This window comes from Paenibacillus sp. FSL K6-2393 (assembly GCF_038002545.1).
GTDB lineage: Bacteria > Bacillota > Bacilli > Paenibacillales > Paenibacillaceae > Paenibacillus.
In genome coordinates this window covers 2072224-2097994 of sequence record NZ_JBBOCU010000001.1, presented here as the reverse complement: position 1 = coordinate 2097994, position 25771 = coordinate 2072224, and the positions used below count along the sequence as shown (strand labels likewise).

Annotated in this window: 16 protein-coding genes; 1 reads left to right on the top strand and 15 read right to left on the bottom strand. The window is 49.5% G+C overall.

Annotation, left to right across the window (positions count from 1 at the left end):
• Positions 1 to 329: 329 nt before the first annotated feature.
• The 5 genes from MHI14_RS09150 to MHI14_RS09130 form a co-directional block, all read right to left on the bottom strand.
• Positions 330 to 3749, bottom strand: coding sequence for an SMC family ATPase (locus MHI14_RS09150; RefSeq protein ID WP_341130216.1), 3420 nt, complete (start codon positions 3747 to 3749; stop codon positions 330 to 332).
• On the bottom strand, positions 3746 to 4930 hold the full coding sequence (locus tag MHI14_RS09145; RefSeq protein WP_036615059.1) for an exonuclease SbcCD subunit D: 1185 nt from the start codon (positions 4928 to 4930) through the stop codon (positions 3746 to 3748). The genes MHI14_RS09150 and MHI14_RS09145 overlap by 4 nt, the downstream gene beginning before the upstream one ends.
• Positions 4931 to 4989: 59 nt before the next feature.
• Entirely contained in the window at positions 4990 to 9408 is a 4419-nt protein-coding gene (gene addA, locus MHI14_RS09140; protein ID WP_341130215.1) for a helicase-exonuclease AddAB subunit AddA, read from the bottom strand.
• A complete protein-coding gene (gene addB, locus MHI14_RS09135) occupies positions 9405 to 12908 on the bottom strand; it encodes a helicase-exonuclease AddAB subunit AddB (protein WP_341130214.1) in 3504 nt (1167 codons plus the stop codon). Before addB ends, addA begins: the two co-directional genes overlap by 4 nt.
• 429 nt (positions 12909 to 13337) lie before the next feature.
• On the bottom strand, positions 13338 to 14714 hold the full coding sequence (locus MHI14_RS09130; protein WP_341130213.1) for a class I SAM-dependent rRNA methyltransferase: 1377 nt from the start codon (positions 14712 to 14714) through the stop codon (positions 13338 to 13340).
• 735 nt (positions 14715 to 15449) lie between these two features.
• Between MHI14_RS09130 and MHI14_RS09125 the strand changes: the two genes are divergently transcribed.
• Entirely contained in the window at positions 15450 to 16451 is a 1002-nt protein-coding gene (locus tag MHI14_RS09125) for a Na/Pi cotransporter family protein (RefSeq protein ID WP_341130212.1), read from the top strand.
• A 63-nt stretch (positions 16452 to 16514) separates the two neighbouring features.
• Here the strand turns inward: MHI14_RS09125 and MHI14_RS09120 are convergent, their stop codons facing one another.
• From MHI14_RS09120 to dnaK, 10 genes are all read right to left on the bottom strand, one after another.
• Entirely contained in the window at positions 16515 to 16952 is a 438-nt protein-coding gene (locus tag MHI14_RS09120) for an NUDIX hydrolase (protein ID WP_133385566.1), read from the bottom strand.
• 111 nt (positions 16953 to 17063) lie between these two features.
• A complete protein-coding gene (mtaB, locus tag MHI14_RS09115) occupies positions 17064 to 18410 on the bottom strand; it encodes a tRNA (N(6)-L-threonylcarbamoyladenosine(37)-C(2))-methylthiotransferase MtaB (protein ID WP_047843791.1) in 1347 nt (448 codons plus the stop codon).
• 2 nt (positions 18411 to 18412) lie between these two features.
• Positions 18413 to 19177, bottom strand: coding sequence for an RsmE family RNA methyltransferase (locus MHI14_RS09110; RefSeq protein WP_341130211.1), 765 nt, complete (start codon positions 19175 to 19177; stop codon positions 18413 to 18415).
• A 138-nt stretch (positions 19178 to 19315) separates the two neighbouring features.
• A complete protein-coding gene (locus MHI14_RS09105) occupies positions 19316 to 19996 on the bottom strand; it encodes a site-2 protease family protein (RefSeq protein WP_341130210.1) in 681 nt (226 codons plus the stop codon).
• A 3-nt stretch (positions 19997 to 19999) separates the two neighbouring features.
• Positions 20000 to 20965 (bottom strand): 50S ribosomal protein L11 methyltransferase, encoded by a 966-nt coding sequence (prmA, locus tag MHI14_RS09100; protein WP_249912133.1) that lies wholly within the window; start codon positions 20963 to 20965, stop codon positions 20000 to 20002.
• A gap of 190 nt (positions 20966 to 21155) precedes the next feature.
• Positions 21156 to 21548 (bottom strand): hypothetical protein, encoded by a 393-nt coding sequence (locus MHI14_RS09095; protein WP_341130209.1) that lies wholly within the window; start codon positions 21546 to 21548, stop codon positions 21156 to 21158.
• The gene (locus tag MHI14_RS09090) at positions 21541 to 21720 is read right to left on the bottom strand and encodes a YfhD family protein (protein ID WP_017687220.1); all 180 of its coding nucleotides are present in this window, start codon (positions 21718 to 21720) and stop codon (positions 21541 to 21543) included. The genes MHI14_RS09095 and MHI14_RS09090 overlap by 8 nt, the downstream gene beginning before the upstream one ends.
• Positions 21721 to 21963: 243 nt before the next feature.
• The gene (locus tag MHI14_RS09085) at positions 21964 to 22332 is read right to left on the bottom strand and encodes a hypothetical protein (RefSeq protein WP_017687219.1); all 369 of its coding nucleotides are present in this window, start codon (positions 22330 to 22332) and stop codon (positions 21964 to 21966) included.
• A 241-nt stretch (positions 22333 to 22573) separates the two neighbouring features.
• Positions 22574 to 23698, bottom strand: a complete 1125-nt coding sequence (gene dnaJ / locus MHI14_RS09080; protein ID WP_062835521.1) for a molecular chaperone DnaJ — start codon at positions 23696 to 23698, stop codon at positions 22574 to 22576.
• Between the two features lie 129 nt (positions 23699 to 23827).
• Positions 23828 to 25672, bottom strand: a complete 1845-nt coding sequence (gene dnaK / locus MHI14_RS09075; protein ID WP_249912132.1) for a molecular chaperone DnaK — start codon at positions 25670 to 25672, stop codon at positions 23828 to 23830.
• Positions 25673 to 25771: the final 99 nt, after the last annotated feature.

Genomic DNA, 25771 nt, shown 5'->3' with positions numbered 1-25771 from the left:
TAAAAGCAAGAAAAGAAATATTTTTACAAAAATAATATTCCGTAATAGTGCGTGTTTAAAAAGGGCGGTTTTCAGTACCAAAAAGACGGGATAAAGCTAGAAATGGAGTAGCGGAGCATAGATAGAGCTACGTGAGCAACCGCAATGTTTCCGAAGGAAACAACCTTCGTAAGCCCCTACTTATTTCGGCTGAATTCCATATTCGATGTTGATGATGCCGCTAGGCACCATTCGTAATCAAAAGCAGACTTTTTGAACAACCTCTATTATTCATTTTGCTTGGACTATTAGAGGCGCTTCTATGATCTATATTGCTTACACATTGCCCTCTACAGGGTCTCCAAGACCACACGTGAGCCGTTTCCGGCTTCACCTGCCGGAATCACCACAAGTTTGCGCGGCAAGCGTGCACGCAGTTCAGGCACGTGACTGATTACACCAACAGCCAATCGGTCGTCATGCAATTTTTCCAGAGACGTAATGACAGTATCCAACAGCTCAGGGTCAAGTGTACCAAACCCTTCATCCAGGAAGAAGAATTGAAGTGGGTACTGACCTCGCAGCTGAATCTGGGCCGACAGTGCCAAGGCCAGTGACAACGAAGTCAAAAACGTCTCGCCACCTGACAACGTTGATACCGGTCGTTTGACTCCCCCGTTGGCATCATCACAAATCACAAAACCACCACCGGAATCCACCTCCAGTGAATAACGCTGTTTGGTCAGGAAGCGCAAACGCTGAGATGCCGCATGACTAACCTGCATCAGTTGTTCCTCCGCAATATACTCTACAAAAGCATTGCCTCTGAACGCGGATTGCAGCTTGCTGAGCAGTTCGCCTTGACGGCTTACCTCCACCCGCTTGTTCTCCAGTTCGGTCCAGCGAACATGTCGCTGCTCCACATCCTCCAGATCACGTTCTGCACGTGCTTTAGCACGAAGGGCAGCCTCGTCCTCAATTCGGACCTGCTGCAAACGTTCGGTGCAGGCTAACCACTGTTCCTCTGATACGACAGCACCACCCAGCTTTTGTTCCAATTCACGCAACTGGGATGCCAGTTCACGCTCACGTTCACGGTGTTGCTGGATCTCTCCTGCCAGTCGCTCGGCTTCGTGGGAAGGAATTGCCGCAGACACAACAGCATCATCCGAGTCAAACGGGGATTGTTCCAGCAATTGCCGCCAGCGTTCCTGTGCCTGTTGCAGATGTTCTGTGGCCGAGGCGGCTGCCTGCTGAGCCATAACGTCTTTCTTGGCTGATTCCTGCTTCAGCGTGTCCGCTTCTTTGAAGCGTTGTGCCGAGTCCGAAGCTGTTTTACGCAGTCCATCCAGACGAGCCTGAGCCGCAGTAATCAGATCTTCTACCCGCTGCTCTCCAACCCACTGGCGCAAGCGCTCTTCCTTCTCGGCCAGCTGTTTGCTATTGCCCTGCCACTCCGTTTGCCACTGAATCAGTTGTTTATCCAATTCCACCAGCTTCTGCTGGAGAGATTGAATGATTTCGTCTTTTTCCTCAAGGAACGTCACGCTTTTGTTCAGACGTTCCTTGATGTCTTCGGCGCGCGCATCGCGCTCCTGCATCGCCTGATAGAGGGCCTTGGCCTCCTCCTGTGCGATGCCTGGCAGTTCCGCGGCCCAGCGGCCCTGCAAGGCAGCCGCTGCAGCCTCGCTCTCGGCCAGCTTGCGCTCCGCCTGGGCGAGCCCGGCACGGCCGGCCTCTTGCGCAGCTGCCGCTTCCATGCGGCGCTGCTGAGCGCCCACAGCCGCCTGCTGCAACGCGGCGGCTTCGACCTGGAGCGGCGCTGCTGCGGCAGCCAGCGCCTGCGCGGCTTCGCGCAGCGCAGCGGCACGCGATGCCCAGCCTGCCGGGGAGCGCCCGTGTTCGGGCGACCCGGCGGGCTCGGGCTCCGCTGCCGCAGGCGCGGCCTCGGCTGCGGCCGGAGCTTCGCCGGCCGCAGCGCCAAGCTGCGTCAGCAGGCTGCGACGTTCGTGCAGCTGCTGGCGCAGCCCAAAGCGCAGCTCCTGCAGCTCCGCGTGCAGGCTGCGCAGCAGTTCCAAGTCCGCATCGCCTGCGTGCGAACCTTCTCCCGGCGGCGCAGCCGGGAGTGGGTGATGCGGCGAGCCGCACACCGGGCACGGCTCGCCGTCACGCAGCTCGGCGCGCAAGGCGGAGGACAGCCGGTGCAGCTCCTGCTCGCGCATCGTGCCACGCAGCTGTTCCTCTGCAAGGGCCAGCAGGCTTTGTTCGCGGCTAATATCCTGCTCACAGGCAAGCAAGGCCTCAAGACCTGCTGACGCCTGTTCTACCAGATGCTGACGCTGATCACTCAGGCGTTTTTCTTCCTCAGCCGCCGCCTTCAGCTTGTCGGCTCCCTGTTCTGCCGACTGCTTATAGGCTTGCATGTCGGCCTTGTTTTGCTGCAACTGCTCCGCGGCAGTATCCACACGATGTTTCAGTTCAAGCGCAGCTTGAAGTTGCCTGCGTTCCTCTGACTTCACTTCATTTGGCTTGAGGCTCTCCTGAAGTTCCTCACGCCGTTTGCGTCCGCGCTGTTGCAGCTCCTTTTCTTTCTCAAGCTGCTGTCCCAGCGCAGTCTGTTCGCCCTGCCCCTGTTCCAGCTGCTGCGCGAGGCGCGAGCAATCGGCCTGAAGCCCGTCCCGTTCCCGTTGCAGCTCTTTTGCTTGTTCGAGTTGCTCCAGGCGCAGCAAAAGTTTCGGTTCTTCCTCAGTCATTTGCTTACGTGCCGTCTCAGCCTTATCCGCTTCCTGAACAGCCAGACGCTCATGTTCCAGTGCTTGCTGATGAGTTGTCTCGGCAGTATCCTGCCGCTGCTTCTGTGTAGTTGTCGCATCTTGAACCGTCTGCAACGCAGGCAGTATTGCATCTGCCGCAACGGATTGTTTAAGCCGTTGTTCGCCTGCCTCAACCTGCGGTTCCAGCGCTTTAAGCTTCTGCTGTTCATCCGTACGGGCCTGCCGTTCGTTACTTAACTCACGGATTTTACCCAGTTGTTCAGCTTCCTTTGCAGCTTCATCCAGCGCTTTGCGGGACAATTCAGACTGCTGAACAGCGGTTTGAAGAAGACGTTTCGTTTCTTCCATCGTCTCCTTGCTGGCATTGCCAAGTCCCTGTTGCTCTGCAGCGAGAGATTGGTGAACCATATCATTATCCTTGACCCGCCGACTTAATTTGATGGCCAACTGGTCCCCATACTTTTCCAGATGGAATAATCGTTGCAGCATCTGGCGACGTTCACTGCCTTTGAGTGACAAAAACTCGGCAAACTTCCCTTGCGGAAGCACCACTGCCCGTGTAAAATCATCCATCTTTAGACCGATCACATCTTCAACACAGCGATTAACATCTGCCAATTTGTCGGCAAGTACCTGTTCTTCGCCATTGACCGTCTCTATGAATTTGCTGATCGTGTTACTCACCGACACTTCATTATTTCGTTTGAAACGTCGCTCTACCCGGAACCTCCGAGCGCCTTCCGCCGACATCAGTTCAAATGTAAAAGCAACCGACAACGAATCCTCTGCATGATTCATAATGCCTTGCGTCCCGTTCACCGCGCGTTCCACTTTTCCGTACATGGCGAGTGTGATGGCATCGAGCAAGGAAGATTTACCACTACCCGTTGGACCGAAAATACCGAATAGCCCCGTCTCTGTCAGCACGGTAAAATCAATCTCTTGCATCTCCCGATAACTTTGCAGTCCGGCAACTTTTAATAAAATGGGCTTCATCTTTCCTCGACCTCCTCACGCACACCCGGCTCGTCTTCATCCACAAGTTCCAGGAAAAGCTGTACCAGGCTGTCTTCCGGCTGTGCACCACCCGTCTGACGCTGATAAAATTTACGGAACAGTTCGTGGACCGGCAGCTCGGATCGTTGTTCCAAAAGTCCTGCTGCAGCCATCTCGGGATACACCGGGCGAATATGAATGATACCTTCATGTGATTTTCGCAGCTGCTGAATCTCCTTCAGGGACATCGCCTCGTCCAGCCACACTTCCATGTCGATAAAAGCCTGCGGATCACGTCCCTCATCCAGCCAGCGATATACTTCTGCCAGACCACCACGGGCCTGCCAACGCACAAGCGGACGCCCGGAAGTTAACAAAACTTCCTCCACCTGTGCAGCTCCGCCCGGTGCCAGATCAACCATTGTAACAGACTTGCTCTGCCCCGCTTCCGAGAAGCTGTAGGCGAGAGGAGAACCGCTATATCGAATCACACCGTCTCCTTTGACAGCCTGTGCACGATGAAGATGCCCAAGTGCCGTGTATTGCGCACCAGTCGATAAAGATGAAGGGTCCACCGTGTAGGCCCCACCGATCTGAATCGGACGTTCCGAATCACTCTCAAGTCCGCCGAGCACATAGATATGACTCATGGCCAAGTTCACGGTATCCGGGCGAAAAGAAGCTGCCAGACGCTGCATTAACATGCCCACACGGTGACTGTATGCCTGACGAAGCACATTTTCGTCCCCATCTGTTGTCAGCAGTTCATTCAATCTGGCTTCAGAAGGATAAGGTAATGCGGCAATCTGTGCAATTTCTCCGGTTCGCTTTGCATGGATGGTCACCGCTTCTGAAGTAGGCATCCCTACGAGTGTGATGCCCTGTCTGTTCACAAGCGGAGTCACAGAAGCCACCCGCTCTGGCTGATCATGATTTCCTGCAATCACCACGAGGGGTCTTCCATGCTCCGTCAGACGCGCTGCCGCTTCATAAAAAAGTTGTTCCGCCGCTGCGGGAGGATTCACCGAATCATACACATCTCCGGCCATCAATATGGCATCCGCCTGCTGCTCATCAGCCACCCTGACGAGTTCATCAACAAAATCTTCCTGTTCACGAAGTCGGCTTCGTCCTTCAAGCGTTTTTCCCAAATGCCAGTCCCCTGTATGCAAAATACGCATCGTCCGTTCCACCCCTCTCCCATATGAAATCCATGGTTATAATTTCCGATCCAGTTCTTTTACAATTCCACTGCATGTCCACCATCAAAAAAGTACAGCCATTTCCGGTCAACTTTCCGACCTAATATATCTTCAATAGCCCGTCCATACAGATCCAGCTGGAAGCGATAATTTTTGGTGAGTTCATCCAAACCACCACGATGCTCCAACACTCGATCCGTCTTGTAATCAAGCAAGACAAGCTCGCCGTCCACCTCATAGAGACAATCGATAATCCCCTGTACAAGCACGGTTTCATTTTCAATTGATGCTTGCATTTTGCTATCTTCATTTATCTTGAGCATATCTGAGTTCGCTGCCCGTTCATGTAACCACTCCGCAGGGGACTGATGTGCCGGAAGTCCATACACAAACGGAATCTCCCTTTTCACCCACGCTGCACGCAACAGCTCTTTCCCTGGTTCTGTATCGAAAAATCCGACCAGCTCTTCCGGTTCGATAACCTCCGCGTGATGGGACAGCAAAATCTGGAGCTCCACCAATCGCTGAATGGTCTGCTCAATAAGTTGTGAATCAATGGCTGTTCCATCTATAGGAAGATGCTGCATCAACGTATGATACACGTTCCCCCGTTCTGCTCCTGTCAGTTGTTTCTCTCCCATAAATTTGGGACGACGCAGATGCAATTTAAAAGACGTGCCCGCAGATCCCGCATCCTGAACGTTCACTTTACCGTTTGAATCTAACCCTGATCCAGTCTCATGCTCGTTCAATTCACTGGATATGCCACGTAGTACATGGCTTGCTTCATCTTTGGTGTGATTGATTCCTGGTGTGTTGTAATCCAATAATGCCTCGGACTGCTCTCCCAGTTCCTCCATGACCTCTACCGACTGGATATCCTGCATCGCAAGTAACGTTTTCAACTCCGTGACAGATGTACTGGCTGCCACCTGAGTTGCTGCTTCATAGGGATATGTCCACGAAAGCCGTTGATCAACTTCGCGAATCAGCCGTGTCTCTTCTTCTTGAAGGGCTACTGTATCTGTACCTGCATCTTCAATGTTTTGGTTAGCCGTATCTTGTACACTCTTCATCAGCTCTTCTACGGTTGAGGATGGAACCAACTTCACAGGCTGAACCGCTTTTAGTGCAGCAAGTCGTTCTTTCCGCACCTCAGTCATCCCGTCTTCTTCTCCAAGTGTCTGATCCACCACATGATCACGGGATACCTGATCGGCGGAAATAATAGAAATCTCCCATCGTGATTGATCATCTGCAAGACAGGTTGAGAACGAATCATTGCTTCCAGCAAGTTCACGCAGCACAGCCGCATCTGGATGTCTCATCAGGGATGGTCCAATCCAGTCCAGGTAGCTCCGTCCTGCAGCAAGCAGATAGTCTGGCAATGCCAATTCAGGGCTGTCCTTGACCTGAGACCACGCCAGCGCTTTTTTCGCGGCATCTTTTACGGTACCCAGCAGAATCATTTTCTCTTTGGGGCGGGTCAATGCAACGTACAACACACGCATCTCTTCAGCAAGCAGTTCAAATTGCGCACGACGACGAATCGCCAGATTGGCTAATGTAGGATAGGCAACCCGGTTCTCACGATCCACAAACCTTGGACCAAATCCCAGTTCCTTATGCATTAGAAACGGTGCGTTCAGATCCTGTTGATTAAACATCTTGGATATGCCACCAACAAAGACAATCGGAAACTCCAAACCCTTACTCCGGTGAATCGTCATGATACGTACGGCGTTGTCCTGCTCACCAGAACTACCTGCTACAGTCCCGAGGTCTCCCCCGTTTTCCCGCAATCTTGAGACATAGGTCAGGAAACGGAACAAGCCGCGATTTGCAGTTGATTCCTCATATTGTCGTGCGCGATCATACAATGCCTTAAGATTACTTTGACGTTGCAGTCCTCCGGGAAGACCACCAACCCAGTCTAAATACCCGGTTTCCCGATACATACGCCAGATCAGTTCACTTAGACTGCCTTGTCTTGCCTCAAGTCTCCACTGCTCCAATTGACGCATAAAGCGAATTAACTTCTGCTGCAACTCCGAGCCTGAAATCTCCGTAACGCCCATATCCTCGCTTGCATGTCCAGTAAAACCAGCATCTTGAATTCCTTCTGTATGCACATCGAATTCATATCCATCATCCAGGATCTCTGCCTCGACAGAAGCGGCTGTCTCCCGCTGTCCTTGTTCCATCTCTGACCAGGCTTCCGGCCACTGCAACTGGACGATATTGGAATCAGGATGATTATCCTGCAGGGATTGTTGTACGGCATTAGTGGAGGAATCGTCCCATTCTCCAGCAGCCAATATAACTGCATCGTAGAATGACTGTCTTTTGTCCCCGAGCCGAATCTGTGCCAGTTCTTCTTCATCCAGTCCAACAATCGGGGAACGAAGCACGGAAGCGAGCGGAATATCCTGCCTTGGATTATCAACAAGCTGAAGCAGAGACATCATGATTTCCACTTCCGTAGCCTGGAAGTAACCCTTGCTCTGTTCTCCTCCAGCAGGAATTCCCTGCTGTCTGAATTCTTCAATCATGAGCGGAGCCCACATCAAGGTCGAACGCAGCAAGATGACCATGTCACCGTAACGTGCCGGGCGCATCGTTTGCAGGGCTTTGTCATATACATGGAGGGCAGGTTTGTCCGTATCCCCAACCATCTCACGAATACGCCTTGCAATCGCCCGTGCTTCCAACTGGGCTGTCTCAAGTTCGGCACTCTCCAGTTCTGCGGAGACCGATGCATCCCCGTTCTCATCCGTACTCTCTGTCAGATCAGGACCACCGCCCTGACGATCGATCAGCATGAGTTCAGGTGTATACGCCTCATCACCAATCGTTTCTGACGGGAACGTAGCCCCGTATGCCAGTTGAGCTCGTTCATCGTAAGCAATCTCTGCCACACCTTCGTTCATGAGTTGCCGAAATATCATATTGACCGAATGCACGACTTCCGCACGACTGCGGAAATTCCGCGCAAGATCAATACGTTGACCTGTACGATTCAGATGATTTTCCACCATTCCGTCCTCACGTGTGCTCGCTCCATATTGGCGATACTTGTTCATAAACAGACCTGGCTCAGCCAACCGGAAACGGTAGATACTCTGTTTGACATCACCTACCATGAATCGGTTACCCGGGTTTTCTCTGGAGATCAGCTTGACGATATCTTCCTGAACTGTATTGGTGTCCTGATATTCATCTAGTAACACTTCATCGAATCGTGAACGGTACTCCATAGCCGCGTCGGAAGGCATCGACAGTTCAGGCGTTGAATCCTCATGCCGCAAAATGTGAAGGCAGTAATGCTCCAGATCACTGAAGTCAACTTGCCCACGTTCCTGTTTGGCCTGTCGATAACGTTCTCCAAATGTACTAACCAACCTCGACAACTCCTGCATGAGTGGTGCCGCTTGCTCCAGCTCCTGCCAGAACGAAAACGCACTTCTTCCAAACAATGAACCTTTCAGGTCGGTAACTGCCTTTTTCGCAGCCTCACGGAGTTCCTTCACCTGATCTTGTAAAGCAGGGTCCGTTTGATCCTTTTTGCAGGGTTTCAGTTTGCCAAATGTAGCGGGTTGAAACACTTCAGGCAACCTTTCCCATGGCATAACCTGGGCCGCAGACAACAGCTCTTCTACCATCACCAGGTCTTCTTTTAACGTATCTGCATAAGGTGCCGGTCCTTCAGGCTGCATGGAAATATGGATGCCTTGACGGAGCAGTCCTGCCGCACCACTCAAAGCAAGAGCCGCATCACGCAAAATACTCTGAACCCATGCTGAATGTCCAAGTGCCTCCACACTTTCCACCTGAAAAGCAGATGCCATCTCTGAGAGCCAATGATCCGGCCAGGAATGACTGCGGGAGAAATCATACAATCGTTGCACCAGTCGATGCATCGCATCATCATTTCGTTCTCCACTGAACCAGTCCACCAATTCGCGGAATGTACTCCCTTCATCTTCTTCGCCATACTTTTCCTCAAATAGTTCTTCGAGTAGTTCCTGGCGCATGATTTCCGCTTCATTTTCATTCAGGATACGGAAAGCCGGGTTCAACGGAATTTGCTGATAGTAACGGCGAATGACTTCCATACAGAATGAATGCAGCGTTGTAATCGATGCCCGTCCAAGCAGCGACAGCTGCTTACGCAGATGCTCTTCTCCAGGTTGTTCTTCAAGCGCACGTTCCAGCGCTTCCCGAATCCGTTGTTTCATCTCGGCGGCGGCCGCTTTGGTAAATGTAGCTACAAGCAAGCGATCCACACTGAATCCTTGGGAGGGATCTGCAATCTTACGAATAATTCGTTCAACCAATACAGCTGTTTTGCCTGATCCCGCTGCAGCGGCAACCAGAATGTCTTCTCCGCTTTCCGAGATGGCACTCCACTGGTCATCACTCCAGAAGCTTCCTTCCGGTTTGGGCATATTCGTCATGATGTTTCCCCTCCCTTGGTGTGAGATAACATATCCCAGATTTGTTGTTTGCCCGGTTTGGACAACAGGTTGTATTCATTTCCTTCTATATTCTCATCAAACTGACATACAGGCTTATACGGACAGAATGTGCACGCCACTTCCTGCTGAATACGATAAGGCTCAATGGCTACATCTCCATCCGTAATTCGGGTACCAATCTCGCGGATATTACTGCGTACCGAAGCAAGCAGCGTATCCCATTGCTCTGGCGTAGCTACAGCGGCACTGCTATAAAAGCTGCCATCTGCTTTGAGGGCAACCGGAATAATAGCTGAATACCCCTTATCCAGGGTGTTGTCCATTTGTGCAATTGCATCCCGGTCCGCGAGCAGCAAACCTTTCATTTTGAACCGTTTCAGCAGTTCTTGTCCTGCCTGCTCCGATGTCATGCCGTTTGCGGATTGCAACAGCGGGTTATGCACATGGAAATACAACGTCCCTCCCGGCATCGCCGTTTCCCCAAGCCATTCTTCGGCAGCACTAAGTAGCACCTCCAGATAGGTGAGCATCTGCAATGACAGACCATAGTACACTTCATGTAACTTGAGGTCCGTCTGGCTTGATTTATAGTCAATGACACGCAAGAGCAGACCATTCTCGCCTTCTGCCACATCCACACGGTCAATCCGACCCACGATCTCCATCACACATCCGTTCTCCAGTTCAAAACGTAGTGGCGGCAGTGTTTTATCCGGTCCAAAATCAAGCTCCAGCCCAATCGGTTCAAAACTTCCACGTCTGGACTGTTCACCGAGAATAACGGATGCCCGACTAACAATGTCCTTCAATTTGCGGAAAATATAACCGTATCGCTTGGTGCTTAGCAAAATTTCCCCTTGCAGCTGTGGTGCAATCTGCTCCACAGTTTGCTCGGCTTCCTGACGGCATTGGTCTGGAGTCAAACTGCCCCAACTACGATTTTCTTCGCGCAACCGCATAGCCAGCTGGCTTAGTGCAGCATGAAACAGCTGTCCGATATCAGGAGCCTGAAGACGGTACAATTGCCGTTCTTTGAGGCGTAGCCCATGCGAAGCAAAATGAGAGAACGGACAGGCTACGAACCGCTCCATTCGCGAGACACTCGTCCTCACCTCTGTGCCATACAATCTGCGACTGGTAGCTGTACGTAGTGGTAATGCCCGATTACGATAAAAGATCGATCCCATCAACCGCTCCAACTGAGGTCTGCTTGTCTCCCGAGATACATGCCAATTGTAGACCGCCCACCACATTTCAGGGATGTCTTCTCCGCGGCGCCATTTGCGCAATTGTCCAATAAGCGCAGATAGACTCTGACCTGGATGGGTGACATAGGACCAATGCGCTTCTTCCGAGTTCACAACCGGTGGTTGAGCGAGCAATGGCTGTTCTTGTAGACCAAACATTTTCCGTACATGGCGGACAATCTCGGAAGGAAGCAGTGCTTTTCCCTCATCATCAGCAACCGGGTAACTCAGCCACAACTGGCTGCTTGCCGCTGTAAGTGCCGTATAGATCAGAAAACGTTCATCTAACATTTGCCTTGTTGCACCTGGTCCAAGCGCCATGCCTCGTTCCGTCAGTAACGCTCTCTCCAGTTCCGTTAATACACCATCATCCTGAGGTACGGCGGGTAATTCACCATCAACTGCACCAAGGATAAATACATATTTGATGTCCTGAAGACGTGTACGGTCCATCGAACCAACCAATACCTGATCCAGTGCTGGTGGTACCAGACCCAGCTTCAGTTCCGTCAATCCGGTCTCAATCATCCCGGCAAACAGCGTGATATCCAGCCGTTCATTCCCCATCATATCTACCATCTGATCCAATAGATCCAGCACAGCTCCCCACATCTGCCGATGTTCTCTCGACCGTTCGGGGTCACCTTGAGCCTTAGCTTCAGCAGACATATGTTCCAACTTCCATGCGATCTCAGCATCTTCCAACAGTCTGTATAGTGCCTCGCACTGGGCTTTTGCTGTCTTTGCCTTTTTCATTCGTTTCTCAAAAACACCCAAGGAATCTGTAATGACCGTTCGGCAGCTCTCCATTAAAGAAAGCATCTGGTCCCGTCCTCGACTACGGCCATCCTGACCGTTGTCTTCCAGCGACAGGCTTGGTACATACTTCCATGGTTTGCCGTCAGTCCAGCGATACCCGTGAATACCACAAGCCAGTACATAATTCTCAAGCTGGTCCATATCTTCACGAGTGATGGAACCATCACGCGGAAGCAGCAGATCCGTTTTGACACAACGAAATACATCCTCGTAACGCCAGTGGCGCCGAACAATATCCAGTGCGGAACGGATAAACTCAGATAATGGATGATGAAGTTCATTTCTTCTGCGGTCCAGAAAGACGGGTACGTCATAATCCCTGAATAGAGGTTCAGCTATATCAGCGTAGGTATCCAACTGACGAACAAGTACCGCCATATCCCGATAACGCGCACCTTCGTTTTGCGCCAGACGCCGCATCTCACGCAGTGCTCCCTCCATCTCAGCTCGTCGGTTCTCCGCTGCAACCAGTCGGATTCCGGAATCAAGGCCATCACTTTTCCACCGAATTCGGCGGTCGAAACCAGCCTCCAGATGAGCAAGTCCCGGACGATCCTTGTATCTCGGTGGAATCTCCGAATCTAGCACGGTTATATCGCTCGGTACACCCAGTTCATCAGCCATCCCTTTGAGACGCGCGTAGGCACTCGCCGTGGGATAAAACAGTTCCAGTTCTCCAGGCAGTGCGCCGTGATCATAAGGGCGATCGAGTGTCAGTGCAATCGTCACGGAAGAGGACTGCAACATCAGCCGACCGATCACACTCATCTCCTGTGGTGTGAATCCCTGAAAGCCATCAATCCAGATCTGGGCATCCTGCAGCAATGCACTTTCCGACAAACGATTTGTCAGCTCGGTCAACGTGTCTTCATCATCAATATATAAATTGGTCAGTTCCTGTTCATAGTCACGATATATCAGATTCAAGTCATGCAACTTGTCCTCCAGAATTGGCGAAGTGGGTGAGTTATTCCATCCAGACAGCCCTTCTTCCAGCAATGATGGATCAACTTCATAACGTTTAAATTCACTATATAAGTCATTTAATTCCCCTATAAAACCCAGCTGGCTGCCGGATGCACCAAACAGCTTCAGTTCTTCCTTACGGCGCTGGATTACTTTGTAGAGCAGCATCTTTTTGCCTTCGGCTCCGATTGGAATACGAGCAGAACCGCCTGCTTCCTGCATTACACGATAGGCTAGACGGCGAAAGCCGAGCACTTCTGCACGCATGGTACCTTTAATTGCTCCAGAAGACACCAATGCCTGCTCTGTTCGAAAGGAACTCTGTTCGGGAACGAGTAAAATCAAAGGTTTGCCTTGCGGTTCTTGTTGAAGCAGGGATGTAATTTCCCGGGTAATCAGCGAGCTTTTGCCGCTGCCTGCCCGGCCAATAACAAAACGAACGGACATGTCTAATCCTCCAAACCACACGTACAAGATTTTAATTCCCAGTATAACATATCTGACTTGGTTCGGAACATACGTTTGCCACTATCCGGTAAAACCGGAGATCATCTCCGTTAACACAGCAAGACAGCAAAAAGCCCGCAGCTATTACACTGTGGACTTTTGACTTGATCTATAGATTAAATTAAAGATTATTTACACTTGCCACTCCGAGGACAGAACAACCCTCCGATCGCTGTTATTCCCAGATTTATTTGATTCAATTTTTAAAAAGTGAAAAAATCCGAGAATAAAGGCAAAGATTATGCTTCCGAAGCAGCTTTCCTTCAGAAAGCTTTTAGCTCCGCTTCTTCAGGTTATTTCTGTCCTCTACGTTCTCGTGTAGATGTTTAGTCCAATCTATACAGTTAAATTAGAAGGGAATTCATACAATTAATTCTTTTTACTACGCACTTCGAAAATAGCAAATTTCAGGTAATGTCCTTCATCCACGCCCAAAATTTGCGGGTGATCCTTACCGGCTGCTTTCCAGTCGATCAAACGAAGCACTTTGCCTGCATCTTCCGCTGCATCGGCAATCGTATCTAGGAAGAGATCTGGACGCATGTGATACGAACAGCTGGCTGTTACCAAATATCCGCCCTCATTAACCAGTTTCATTCCTTGCAGGTTGATATCTTTATATCCACGGCATGCACCTTTAACTGCTGATTTCGTTTTGGCAAATGCAGGAGGATCGAGGATGACGACATCAAATGTTTTACCGCCAGCTGCCAGCGCTTTGGATGTATCCACTTTCTGTTCGCCTGCACGTGCACGTGCGGTACGTTCATCCAGTCCTTTCACTTGTTCACGCAAGTACTGGAATGCATCAGCAACCACGAATTCGACCCGGTCGGTGAAACCGTTCAGCTCCACATTTGTTCGTGCACTCTCAATGGCATGCTCCGAAATATCAAGACAAGTCACTTTTTTGGCTCCATACTTGCAAGCATTTAACGTGAAGCTGCCTGTGTGTGAGAAACACTCCAGTACGGTGGCACCATCCCAATAAGGGAATGTAACTATCTTACCGCTTTTATTCACAGGCAAGCGCTGCTCTGTGCCATCCTGCTCGGTAGTTTGGAGTGTGATTCCACTCTTGTAGCCCCACCCCTTCATGAGCGGTTCGATCGCTGCACGATTTTCGCGTTGGTCGAAGAAGTAACCTGTCTTCTGCCCTTCCACGATGTCCACTTTAATGAGTAGTCCATTTTCTGTAACGGTGACATGTCGTGGGCAATCTCCGTACAGCGGACCTTTGGTCTGCTCCAAACCTTCCAGTTCACGAATCGAGACATCACTGCGCTCATATATGCCTTCTGGCTGCATTACTTCAATGAGTGCCTGTACGATGGCTTCACGGCAACGATCCATGCCAAGTGTAAGCAACTGTACAACGAGGATGCTGCCGAACCGGTCAACGATCAAGCCTGGCAGAAAATCAGCTTCGCCGTAAACGAGACGGTATGCCTCTCCATCCTGGATAAAACGTTCCCGGTGACGCAAGCAATCGCGGAAACGCGCTGCAAAAAACGCCGTATCCATCTGTTCGGACTCCAAGGGTTGATAAGCTACAACCCTTACAGTGATCTGAGATGCAGGATTGTAATATCCTGTCGCCAGATAGCGACCTTGATGATTCAATACATTGACCAGATCTCCCGGCTCCGGGTTTCCGTCAACAGAGGCAATTTCATTGTTAAATATCCATGGATGGGCATGTTCAAGCCGCTTTTTGCGACTGCGTTCGAGTGTAACTGATGGCAAGGTAGATCCACTTCTTTCATAGTTAGTTAAAAAGATAGGTTTGGTGAGGCGCGTAGGTGGCGTTTCGGTTACGAATCGATCTTCCGATCGCTGTTGTCTCCAGATTTTTTTGATTCCCTTTTTTAAAGGGAAAATCCGGAGACAAAGGCGCACGCTTCGCTTCTTCAGATTCGATTTCGTCCCCTCCACTACGTTTGCACGAATCACCGTATCTTTCGAATTGGGGTGCGGCAGTTAAGTGACGTTCCGGTTACGAATCGATCTTCTGATCGCTGTTGTCTCCAGATTTTTTTGATTCCCTTTCTTAAAGGGAAAATCCGGAGACAAAGGCGCACGCTTCGCTTCTTCAGATTCGATTTCGCCCCCTCCACTACGCTTGCACGAATCACCGTATCTTTCGAATTGGGGTGCGACAGTTAAGATGCTTCAGTGACGAATTGTTACTACGGTCACTTTATTTAAATGACTTTACGGTTACGGATTGGTTTTGAGCGTTTTTATTCTTTTTTTGGACTTCCCTACTAAAAAAGTCTGAAATAACCGCAACACATGTGCGGCTTGCTTCCGCAGATTAGATTCGTCCCCTCCACTACGTTTGCACGAACCACTGTATCTTTCGAATTAGGGTGGGGTAATTTAGGTCGCTTCCCTCTGAATTCCTTTAGGCTTGTCATGGTTGTCTTTTCTTACTCATAGGATGAGTTAAGGAACCCGGACGGAAGGAATGATGTTTCTATGTTTAGAGATGTGATATTGCCCCTACTCTATGGGCTTATTATCTTTTTTGGTGGCATGAAACTGATGGAGACGGCCTTGCAACGTATGGCAGGGCCCATGTTGGCAGGTTGGCTCAATCGCGCTACCTCTGCTCCATGGAAAGGTATGGCCTTCAGTGCGGGCGCAACGGCCTTGTTACAGAGCAGTACTGCGGTCACCGTGCTCACCATTGGACTGGCTAATGCCAGATTAATTACCTATGGACGCACACTCGGCATCATCCTCGGCACCAACATAGGGACATGCCTGACAACAGAGCTGGTGGGGCTGCAGATTGGACGTGCTTCCCTGCCGCTACTCGTCCTGTCGCTAACGGGCTGGGCCATGTTTGTTGTTCTTGGTGAACGCAATCTGGCCGCTCCTGAACGCACGCGCCAGACTCTGTTTAACATCCAGTACAGCTTCCTCGCAGCCGCAGGATTTGCACTTGTTATGACAGGTATTCAGGTAATGCAATCCATTGCCTTACCCTTGCGGAGCATGGGCGTATTTCAATGGTTTCTCGACCGCTCGGCCGACAGCTTGTGGTGGGGCTTCCTGGCAGGTGCCTGTCTGACAGCGCTCATTCACAGCAGCGCAGCTGTCATTAGCATGGCGATTACGCTCGCAGCCACAGGGGTATTACCTGTGGAGATCGGCATCGCCATTGTGATCGGGTCCAATGTGGGGACCTGCATCACCGCTGTGATTGCTGCCGCGGGCGGAGCATCCGCAGGCAAATTTGTCGCAGCCTCCCATGTTGTATTAAACATTGCGGGAGCGCTGCTGTTTATGCCGCTGATCGGCCAGCTGCATGAAGCTTCGGCCTGGCTGTCAGCGGACTACGGGGCACAAATTGCGCATGCCCAGACCCTTTTTAACATCACCAGTTCACTGCTTGCTTTGCCATTCTGTTACTTGCCGATTTGGCACAAAAAACCACCGGTCCACGCCCCTGCGGCGAAGTCACCCGTGGCTTGATGATCTGCCTATCCAGACCTACAGAACGCGCGGCTAACTGACTCGATCTAGAACAATAATGCGTTATACGTTAATGCCTAACTTGTTCAGGGCTACACGCAAGATATCATCGTTATTATCATATCCGTTCTGCTGCTGTCTGGACCATGCTTCTTCCGGAGCATACCAATCCACACCCTTGATTTCTTCAATCTGAGGCTGCAGATCTCCACTCTCGGCTTCAACGAGATAATAATGAACTTCCTTGTCCACCGGGCCAAAATCTGCATGTTGGTACGTGTAAGCAATAATATCAACCGGCTCTACAATGCGGCCCACCATACCTGTCTCTTCCAAAATCTCGCGCAGTGCCGTCTGTTCGATTGTTTCTCCCTCTTCCATTTTGCCCTTGGCGAGAGTTGTTTTACCATAACGATCTACGATAAGCTGAATTTGAAGACGTCCGTCTTCCCCTGTTCTATAAACAACTCCGCCTGCTGAAATTTCTTTTTTGTTCATCATGCTCTCCCCCATCAACTTCGATATCTTTATCTTATTTTTTTGCAAAAGAAGGACCTCATCTCCCCGGGTAAGCTCCCCAAGGAAATGAAATCCTTGTTTCTGACGCCTCGATTACATCGCGGCGGACTTAAGATTCTCTTCCAACACACGTACCAGCGTAGCCTGACTCTCGTTGACGCCGGCTTCAACCACTTTGACTCGGCACACTTTACCGACCATATCCATGGTTCCGTCAAAGACCAGTTGAATGTAGTTGTCGCTATAACCGTGCAGCTTGCCACTTCCCTCGCGGCCTTTGGCTTCACCTTCGGGAATAACATCCAGTACCTGTCCAACAAACTGCTCAGCGTACTCCAGCTGCATCTGCTCAGACAAGTCAATCAGTTCATGCACACGTGCATTTTTGACCTCTTCGTCCACCTGATCTTCCATTCGTGCTGCTGGGGTACCCGTACGCTTGGAATAAGGGAATACGTGCATTTCAGAAAAACCGATCTTCCGCATCAACTCATAGCCATTACGGTACATCTCATCCGTCTCACCTGGAAATCCAACAATGATGTCTGTTGTAATCGCTACATCCGGCATTGCTTCCCGAATGCGAAGCATCTTGTTGTAAAACTCTTCTGTCGTATATTTGCGGCGCATGCGTTTCAACACCGTATCATCACCCGCTTGCAGCGGAATATGGAAGTGACGAACAAGTTTGTCTGAACGTTTGATCACGTCGAGCATACGGTCGTCAATCTGACTGGCTTCAATCGAGCTGATTCGAATACGCTCCAAACCCTCTACCTTATCCAAATCCCACAGCAGATCGGTCAGATCATAGTTCTCCATGTCATCGCCATACCCACCTGTATGAATACCGGTCAGAACAATCTCCTTGTATCCGGCGTGTACGAGTTGATGTGCCTGTTGAATAATGCTGTTTGCTTCCCGACTACGTGAGAGACCACGAGACCACGGAATGATGCAGAACGTGCAAAAGTTATTGCATCCATCCTGAATTTTCAGGAATGCGCGGGTGCGGTCAGCAAAATCAGGTACATCCATTTCTTCAAACACACGGGTTTTCATAATATTACGCACCGCATTAACGGGTTGACGGGACTCCTGAATTTCATTAACATATGGCAAAATCTTGTCACGGTCCTGTGTACCGATAACCAGATCCACCCCTGGGATGTCCAGAATCTCTGCCGGAGAAGTCTGCGCGTAGCAGCCTGTAACGGCCACAATCGCCTCCGGGTTGCGCCGAATGGCACGACGAATAATTTGACGGCTCTTTTTGTCGCCGGTATTGGTTACTGTACAAGTATTAATCAAGTATACATCCGCTGTCTGTTCATCAAAGTCCACTTGATCGTAACCTTCGTTTTTGAACAATTGCCAAATCGCCTCTGTATCATAGAAATTAACTTTGCAGCCTAAGGTGTAAAACGCCACGGATGGCATAATTACATTCCTCCCATTTCTCCGGATTCATATAACACGCAAGTTAGTGCTGCCATTCCAGCTGTCTCAGCACGCAAAATGCGTTTGCCCAGTCCAACAGATACAGCACCTGCCTGATCAGCCTCTGCCGTCTCCTTCTCAGAAAATCCACCTTCCGGTCCAACCACGATCAAAACTTCTGCACTTGCATCAGGTGCAAGCTGCTCTATAAACGGCTTCAATGCATCTCTCAGCTGTTTACCGTTTTCTTTCTCATAACAATAACATACCAGGCTATAGCCCTCAAAAGAAGATAACAGCCCTTTCCAGGAAAGCGGCTGCTCGACAGATGGAATACGATTCCGGTGACTCTGTTCGGCAGCTTCCTTGGCGATTTTCCGCCAGCGCTCCAACCGTTTGCCTTCTTTCTTGGCATCATATTGCACAATCGTACGTTCTGACAGGAAGGGTACAAATGATACCGCCCCAATCTCAGTACATCTCTGGATGACTGTTTCCATCTTGTCGCCCTTGGGCAAACTCTGTGCCACGGTTACACGAATCCGTGCTTCATGGTCCATCTCAAGAGGTTCGACAATACTGGCTGTCACTTGGCCAACTTCAATAGTCTCAATTTCCACGAGTGCTTCTCTGGAGTTTCCGTCACTGACAATCAGTTTATCTCCAGGTTTACCACGCATGACCTTGCCGATATGGCGTGCATCATCACCTGTGATGATCACAGCGTGTTCATTAAACTGTTCTGCAGATACAAAATATCGCTGCATTAGTCAATCCACCCATTCTGTCCTGTTATGACTGGAATTCACCCCGCCTGCTGGCAGGCGTGAATCCAATCGCCACAGATGATCATACAACTTTTACGTGTTTCTGACCAGTATATCAGCCCAAAACACGCTACGCTATTAGCGATATAATTCAATAACCAGCTTTGCCAGATCCACATACATCGTTTGCGCAAACACATACAAAGGTTGAATCGTCACATTTTGCAACGGAGGTATAACAAGAATCAACAGGAAGATAAAAATAGACCATTGCTCCACCCCTTGCAGCTTGCGACTGATTGAAGGTGGCACTACATCTTCCAGAATCCGATAACCATCCAGTGGGGGCAACGGAATCAAGTTAAACAGGAACAGGAAAAAGTTGGTTAAGTTAAAGATAGCGAAGAACGTTGTAATTGCTGTCAGCAGGCGCTCATTATCAATACCGCCGAGTGCTCCCGAACCAACCAGTGAAGCATAGATGATTGTACCGATGATCGCGAGCAATAGATTACTCAGAGGCCCTGCTGCGGATACGATGATGCCCATCAATCTAGGTTTGTCGAAGTTAGCCCGATTAACCGGAACTGGGCGTGCCCAACCAAAGCCGGCAATAATGAGCAACAGCACACCAAACAAGTCAAAGTGTACAACCGGATTCAGTGTGACCCGACCCAACAGCTTGGCTGTTGGATCACCGAATTTGTTGGCAAAATACGCATGCGAGAATTCATGCACCGTAAATGCGATCAGGATAGTCAGCAGGAAAAACGGAAGCTGATCGATCGGATAACGAAAGAACGAATTCCAAAAGTCCATACGTTACCCCTTTCTGGCTACAAACGCCAGCCAATCCTCATCACGATGGATCGCACTCACTTCAAACCCGGAGGCTACCAGTGCATCATGTACAACCTGCTCTTTGTTCTTCCAAATGCCTGATACAATATAGGTCCCACCAGACTCAAGCGCATTATAGACATCGTCTACGAACAACAAAATGATTTCAGCCAGAATGTTCGCCACGACAACCTTAACCGGTAGTTGTACACCAAGTGCAGGGTCCTGACTCCCGAGGACAGACAACAGATCACTCTCTTTAACCGTAATTTGTTGCTCCAGCCCATTCAGTTCCACATTCTCCCTGGCACTGATTACCGCAACCGGATCAAGATCAAGCGCCAGTACATGTTTTGCGCCAAGTTTTATCGCTCCTATAGCCAAAATACCAGAACCTGTACCTACGTCAATAACTTCCTCGCCGCCCTGAACAACCGTTTCCAGTGTACGCAAGCAGAGGGAGGTCGTTGGATGTGTTCCTGTTCCAAAAGCCATGCCTGGGTCAAGCTCAATAATTTTCTCATCCGGACTTTCTGGCGTATACTCTTCCCACGTTGGCTTGATCGTCAGACGTTCCGATACACGTACCGGCTTGAAATATTGTTTCCAGGCTGTTGCCCAGTCATTTTCATCCACTGTACGCGTCTCATAACGAACCTCACCTGTATCAATTCCGAATTCGGAGAGTTCCTCGATTCTCGGATTAACTTCTGACTGTAGTGCATCCATGTCCGTACCTTCGGAGAAGTACCCTTTGATTACCGCAAAGCCTTCCGGAATATCATTCAAAGGAACGTCGTATAACTCACCATATGTCGTGTCCCGTTTTTTATTTAAAGTACCGGACTCTTCAATTGAAACCCCTCCAGCACCCGCTTCATGTAAAAAATTCGAAATCATCTCCACAGCTTCTTCTGTGGTATGTATTGTTAGTTCATGCCATAACATACTTGGTTTTTCCTCCTCATTTTTCAAACATCCCAACTATTGTACTACACAAGCTAGCCGGAGCACAAAGCCGCACCAGTAAAAGAAAAACAAAACAGGATATCCGCAGCCTGACTGCTCGAATATCCTGTCATCTATTCATACATATCTGTTTCATTTACTTCAGCATTTTGCATAATTCGAATCTCACTTAGCAAAAACGCCCACCATTCTGCGTGATCATCTCAGCGGCTTGCGGGAGCGAATCGTTGGATACGGACACGGTCAGCAAAATTTCTTGTTTTAGCCTGTTTGCCGAATCCTCTTCGGGTGTATCATACACCTGACCATTGGACAGCATTTCCGTTTCATCACTAATCAGGGCAAGTACATTCAGTTCGCCACTAAACCCTCCAACGACGGCTGTAGGAGAATTATCGAAGCCCTTAACATCGTTTGAGTCCAATGCAGACGCTTCATTGCCAAGGCTCTCGATACTTAATTGGTTCGGGTGCAACAATTCCAGGGCTCTTCGTGCAGACTCCGCCTCAGTCCAGCTTGTAAAAACAGCTTCGAGGGTCACTGCCGAGCGATCTTCAGTCATGAAGCTCCCGTCCCTGACGTCGATCAGCCGCTTCACTGCGGCGTAGTGCTTCGATATCTTCATGATCCGCAGCTTCAGCGCTGAATTCCACGTCCTCATTTTTCGCGGATTGCATACGTTTCATCTTTTCCGTTTTTGTTAGAATCTTGCCTGGACGTTCATGTTCTGCCATTGTAATGCTCCTCCTTCAAATTGTATAAGTTCAACTAAATCGTATTTACACTGACACTCCGATGACAGAACAACCTTCCGATCGCTGTTATCCCCAGATTTTTTTTAATTCCCTTCTTCAAAGGGAAAATCCGGGGATAAAGGCGAACGCTTCGCTTCTTCAGGTTTTTTCTGTCCTCTCCGTTATTGTGTAAATGTTTAGATTGAATCTTATATTGTTGATCTAAATATATATTTCTTGAAACTAGATCATTCCACCGGCTTGTTCGATTATAGACATAGCGCGGTGATGTACCGATTCATCTACGATAACCGTTAGTAATACATCCCTTCCCGTAGGTCCACCCTGTCCACCATCACTCATGCCGCTTGCAGAAGGGTCCGCCGCAGCCATGATTCCAGCACTGGCATTTGTTTGCATGGAATCGGGCACCCATGATGAAAAACTGCCGGAAACGCCCGGCTTGTAGGAAGCCCCGCTTGGTCCTACACCCGCATATCGGCTGAATCGATTAATCGACAGGTCCTCCACTCGCAATGCCTCCAGTTTTTTGGCTGCTCCTTGAGCCTGCTCCGGGCTGTGAAAGTACGCCAAAATATTTTTCTCGGTCATCCGCTTCACCTGCTTCCCTAATTTCTCGCATATCAGCTATGCATATCATTCTCGCCATGCTATCTTTCCGCAAGTTCGCTCAGAATATACCGAAATGCTCCCACAAATTGCTGTCGTTCTTTACAGCATAAATCCATGGATTTTGCCAAAATCACTGAAACACTAAAAAAAGGCGTACAAAAAAGGACACCCTACGGTAAAAACCGCTGTGGTGTCCTTTTGGACTTGCTATATATTATTCTCAGTCGCCGCGGAAGGCACGTTTCACTCTATCAAAGAAAGATTGTTCATGCTCATGTGTTTGCTCTCCATCCAGCGCAGCAATTTGGCGAAGCAGATCTTTCTGCTCGTCATTCAGCTTACTAGGTGTAACCACAACCACTTTCACATGCTGATCCCCTTGCCCCATACCGCGCAGGCGTGGTACGCCTTTGCCTTTGAGTCGGAAATACGTTCCCGTTTGTGTACCAGCTGGTACTTTCAACTTCACTTTCTCGGTCAGCGTTGGGATTTCAACTTCATCTCCCAGAGCTGCCTGAGCAAAGGTAAGTGGGATTTCGCAATAAATATCGTCACCTTCACGCTCGAAGAAATCATGTGATTTCACGCGAATGACAATATACAGATCTCCCGCTGGTCCGCCACGCAGGCCTCCCTCGCCCTCACCTGTCATACGCAGTTGCGCGCCATCATCTACACCCGCTGGAATGCGGACATGGATTTTGCGTTGCTTGCGAACTTTACCGCTACCACTGCACGTTGTACATTTTTCTTTGATAATTTGGCCCGAACCACTACAGTTCGAACATGCACGACGATTAACCATTCGACCAAACGGTGTATTTTGCACGACTTCCTGCTGACCGCTACCTTGGCAGACCGAGCAGGTTTCCGGTTTCGTTCCAGGTTTGGCACCTGAACCATGACAGGTATCACAGCCTTCGGTACGCGGAATCGTAATATCGGTTTCTTTACCGAACACAGCTTCCTTGAACTCAATCGTCATCGTGTACTGCAGATCATTCCCCCGTTGCGGAGCATTGGGATCACGTCGTCCACCGCCACCGCCGCCAAAGAACATGTCGAAGATGTCGCCAAATCCGCCGCCGCCAAAATCACCGCCACCACCGAATCCACCTTGATTCGGATCGACATGACCATATTGATCATATTGTGCACGCTTCTGACCGTCACTCACTACGTCGTAAGCTTCTTTAACTTCTTTAAATTTAGCTTCCGCATCAGCAGCCTTGTTTACGTCAGGGTGATACTGACGGGCAAGCTTACGGTAAGCCTTTTTAATTTCATCGTCGTTAGCCGTTTTACTAACGCCAAGCACCTCATAATAATCACGCTTTTCAGCCACTCTTCCACCCCCATATCATTCACCATATCGCACATCGTGACAAAAGGAAAGCCAAAGCGCGGGAGCCCCGGCTATGACTTTCCCTCTAATTCGAACGTCACCGATGTTTAATTCGCGTAGAACTACGAATTAGTTTTGTTTTTTATCTTCATCCACAACTTCGTAATCAGCGTCTACGACGTTATCACGTTTAGCGGAACCTTGTTGCTCTTCAGCACCTTGTGCTTCTTGCTCTTGCGCCTGAGCTTGCTCATACAGTTTCACGGACAGTTGTTGAACGATCTCTGTCAGTTCTTCTGTAGCAGCTTTGATCTCTTCCAGGTTGTCGGAAGCCAGAACACCTTGCAGTTTTTCTTTGGCAGCATTCGCTTTTTCAACTTCGCCAGCATCTGCTTTTTCGCCAAGATCTTTGATCGTTTTGTCAACAGAGTAGATCAATTGATCTGCACTGTTTTTCGCTTCAACGAGTTCTCTGCGCTTTTTATCTTCTTCAGCGTGCAACTCAGCATCTTTCATCATTTGCTCAACTTCAGCATCGCTCAAACCGCTGGAAGAAGTGATTGTGATTTTTTGAGTTTTGTTAGTACCTTTATCTGTCGCAGATACGTTAACGATACCGTTGGCATCAATATCGAAGCTAACTTCGATCTGTGGAACGCCACGTGGAGCTGGTGGAATATCACCCAACATGAAACGTCCAAGCGATTTGTTACCTGCTGCCATCTCACGCTCACCTTGCAGAACATGAATCTCAACGCTTGGTTGATTGTCTGCATATGTGGAGAATACTTGAGATTTGCTTGTAGGGATCGTTGTGTTACGCTCGATCATTTTGGTGAATACGCCACCCGCTGTTTCGATACCCAGGGACAATGGAGTTACGTCAAGCAATACAACGTCTTTCACGTCACCTGTCAGTACGCCCGCTTGTACAGCAGCACCCAACGCTACAACTTCATCTGGGTTAACGCCTTTGTGAGGCTCTTTACCCGTCAGTTTTTTGATTGCTTCTTGGACTGCAGGAATACGTGTGGAACCACCAACCAATACGATCTTGTCGATATCGTTAGCTGTCATACCCGCATCGCTCAATGCACGACGAGTTGGTTCAAGCGTACGCTCAACCAGACCTGCAGAGATTTCTTCAAATTTCGCACGGCTCAGGTTCAACTCCAAATGCTGTGGAACGCCATCAGCAACCGTGATGAACGGCAAGGAGATCGTTGTAGTCAATACACCGGAAAGTTCTTTTTTCGCTTTTTCCGCTGCATCTTTCAAACGTTGAACCGCTGCTTTATCTTTGCTCAAGTCAATGCCTTGATCTTTTTTGAATTCACTTACGAGATAATCAATGATTACTTGGTCAAAGTCATCCCCGCCCAGTTGGTTGTCCCCGCTCGTTGCTTTAACTTCGAAGAAGCCGTCACCCAGTTCAAGAATGGATACGTCGAACGTACCGCCACCCAGGTCATATACGAGAATCGTTTGGTCTTCGGATTTCTCCATACCGTATGCCAAAGCTGCTGCTGTAGGCTCGTTGACGATACGCAGAACTTCCAAACCTGCAATTTTACCCGCATCTTTAGTCGCTTGACGCTGACTGTCATTGAAGTAAGCAGGTACAGTGATAACTGCTTGAGTTACCGTTTGACCCAGATAAGCTTCAGCATCAGTTTTCAATTTTTGCAGGATGATTGCAGAGATCTCTTGTGCAGAGTAGTCTTTGCCATCAATTGTTTCCTTGTGGGAAGTACCCATGTGACGTTTGATCGACATGATGGTACGATCCGGATTGGTGATCGCTTGACGTTTTGCAGTTTCACCAACAACGCGCTCTCCATCTTTTTTGAAACCAACTACGGATGGAGTTGTACGTGCGCCCTCCGGATTTGGAATTACGACAGCCTCGCCGCCTTCCATTACTGCTACGCATGAGTTTGTTGTTCCTAAGTCAATACCAATTACTTTGCTCATCCGAAAATTTCCTCCCTCAACAATTTAAAATGAATGGGTCTGATCTGACCCTTATTTAGATGTTCATGTTGCTAATCGTGCTCTATGTGTACAAACCTT

What these genes read in the sequence shown, in the direction of transcription:
- addB (WP_341130214.1), bottom strand. Translation starts at nt 12,908, where the DNA reads ATGTCCGTTCGTTTTGTTATTGGCCGGGCAGGCAGCGGCAAAAGCTCG.
- MHI14_RS09110 (WP_341130211.1), bottom strand. Translation starts at nt 19,177, where the DNA reads ATGCAGCGATATTTTGTATCTGCAGAACAGTTTAATGAACACGCTGTG.
- addA (WP_341130215.1), bottom strand. Translation starts at nt 9,408, where the DNA reads ATGACGAATATGCCCAAACCGGAAGGAAGCTTCTGGAGTGATGACCAG.
- MHI14_RS09125 (WP_341130212.1), top strand. Translation starts at nt 15,450, where the DNA reads ATGTTTAGAGATGTGATATTGCCCCTACTCTATGGGCTTATTATCTTT.
- MHI14_RS09105 (WP_341130210.1), bottom strand. Translation starts at nt 19,996, where the DNA reads ATGGACTTTTGGAATTCGTTCTTTCGTTATCCGATCGATCAGCTTCCG.
- MHI14_RS09090 (WP_017687220.1), bottom strand. Translation starts at nt 21,720, where the DNA reads ATGGCAGAACATGAACGTCCAGGCAAGATTCTAACAAAAACGGAAAAG.
- MHI14_RS09095 (WP_341130209.1), bottom strand. Translation starts at nt 21,548, where the DNA reads ATGACTGAAGATCGCTCGGCAGTGACCCTCGAAGCTGTTTTTACAAGC.
- mtaB (WP_047843791.1), bottom strand. Translation starts at nt 18,410, where the DNA reads ATGCCATCCGTGGCGTTTTACACCTTAGGCTGCAAAGTTAATTTCTAT.
- MHI14_RS09120 (WP_133385566.1), bottom strand. Translation starts at nt 16,952, where the DNA reads ATGATGAACAAAAAAGAAATTTCAGCAGGCGGAGTTGTTTATAGAACA.
- prmA (WP_249912133.1), bottom strand. Translation starts at nt 20,965, where the DNA reads ATGTTATGGCATGAACTAACAATACATACCACAGAAGAAGCTGTGGAG.
- MHI14_RS09145 (WP_036615059.1), bottom strand. Translation starts at nt 4,930, where the DNA reads ATGCGTATTTTGCATACAGGGGACTGGCATTTGGGAAAAACGCTTGAA.
- MHI14_RS09085 (WP_017687219.1), bottom strand. Translation starts at nt 22,332, where the DNA reads ATGACCGAGAAAAATATTTTGGCGTACTTTCACAGCCCGGAGCAGGCT.
- dnaK (WP_249912132.1), bottom strand. Translation starts at nt 25,672, where the DNA reads ATGAGCAAAGTAATTGGTATTGACTTAGGAACAACAAACTCATGCGTA.
- MHI14_RS09150 (WP_341130216.1), bottom strand. Translation starts at nt 3,749, where the DNA reads ATGAAGCCCATTTTATTAAAAGTTGCCGGACTGCAAAGTTATCGGGAG.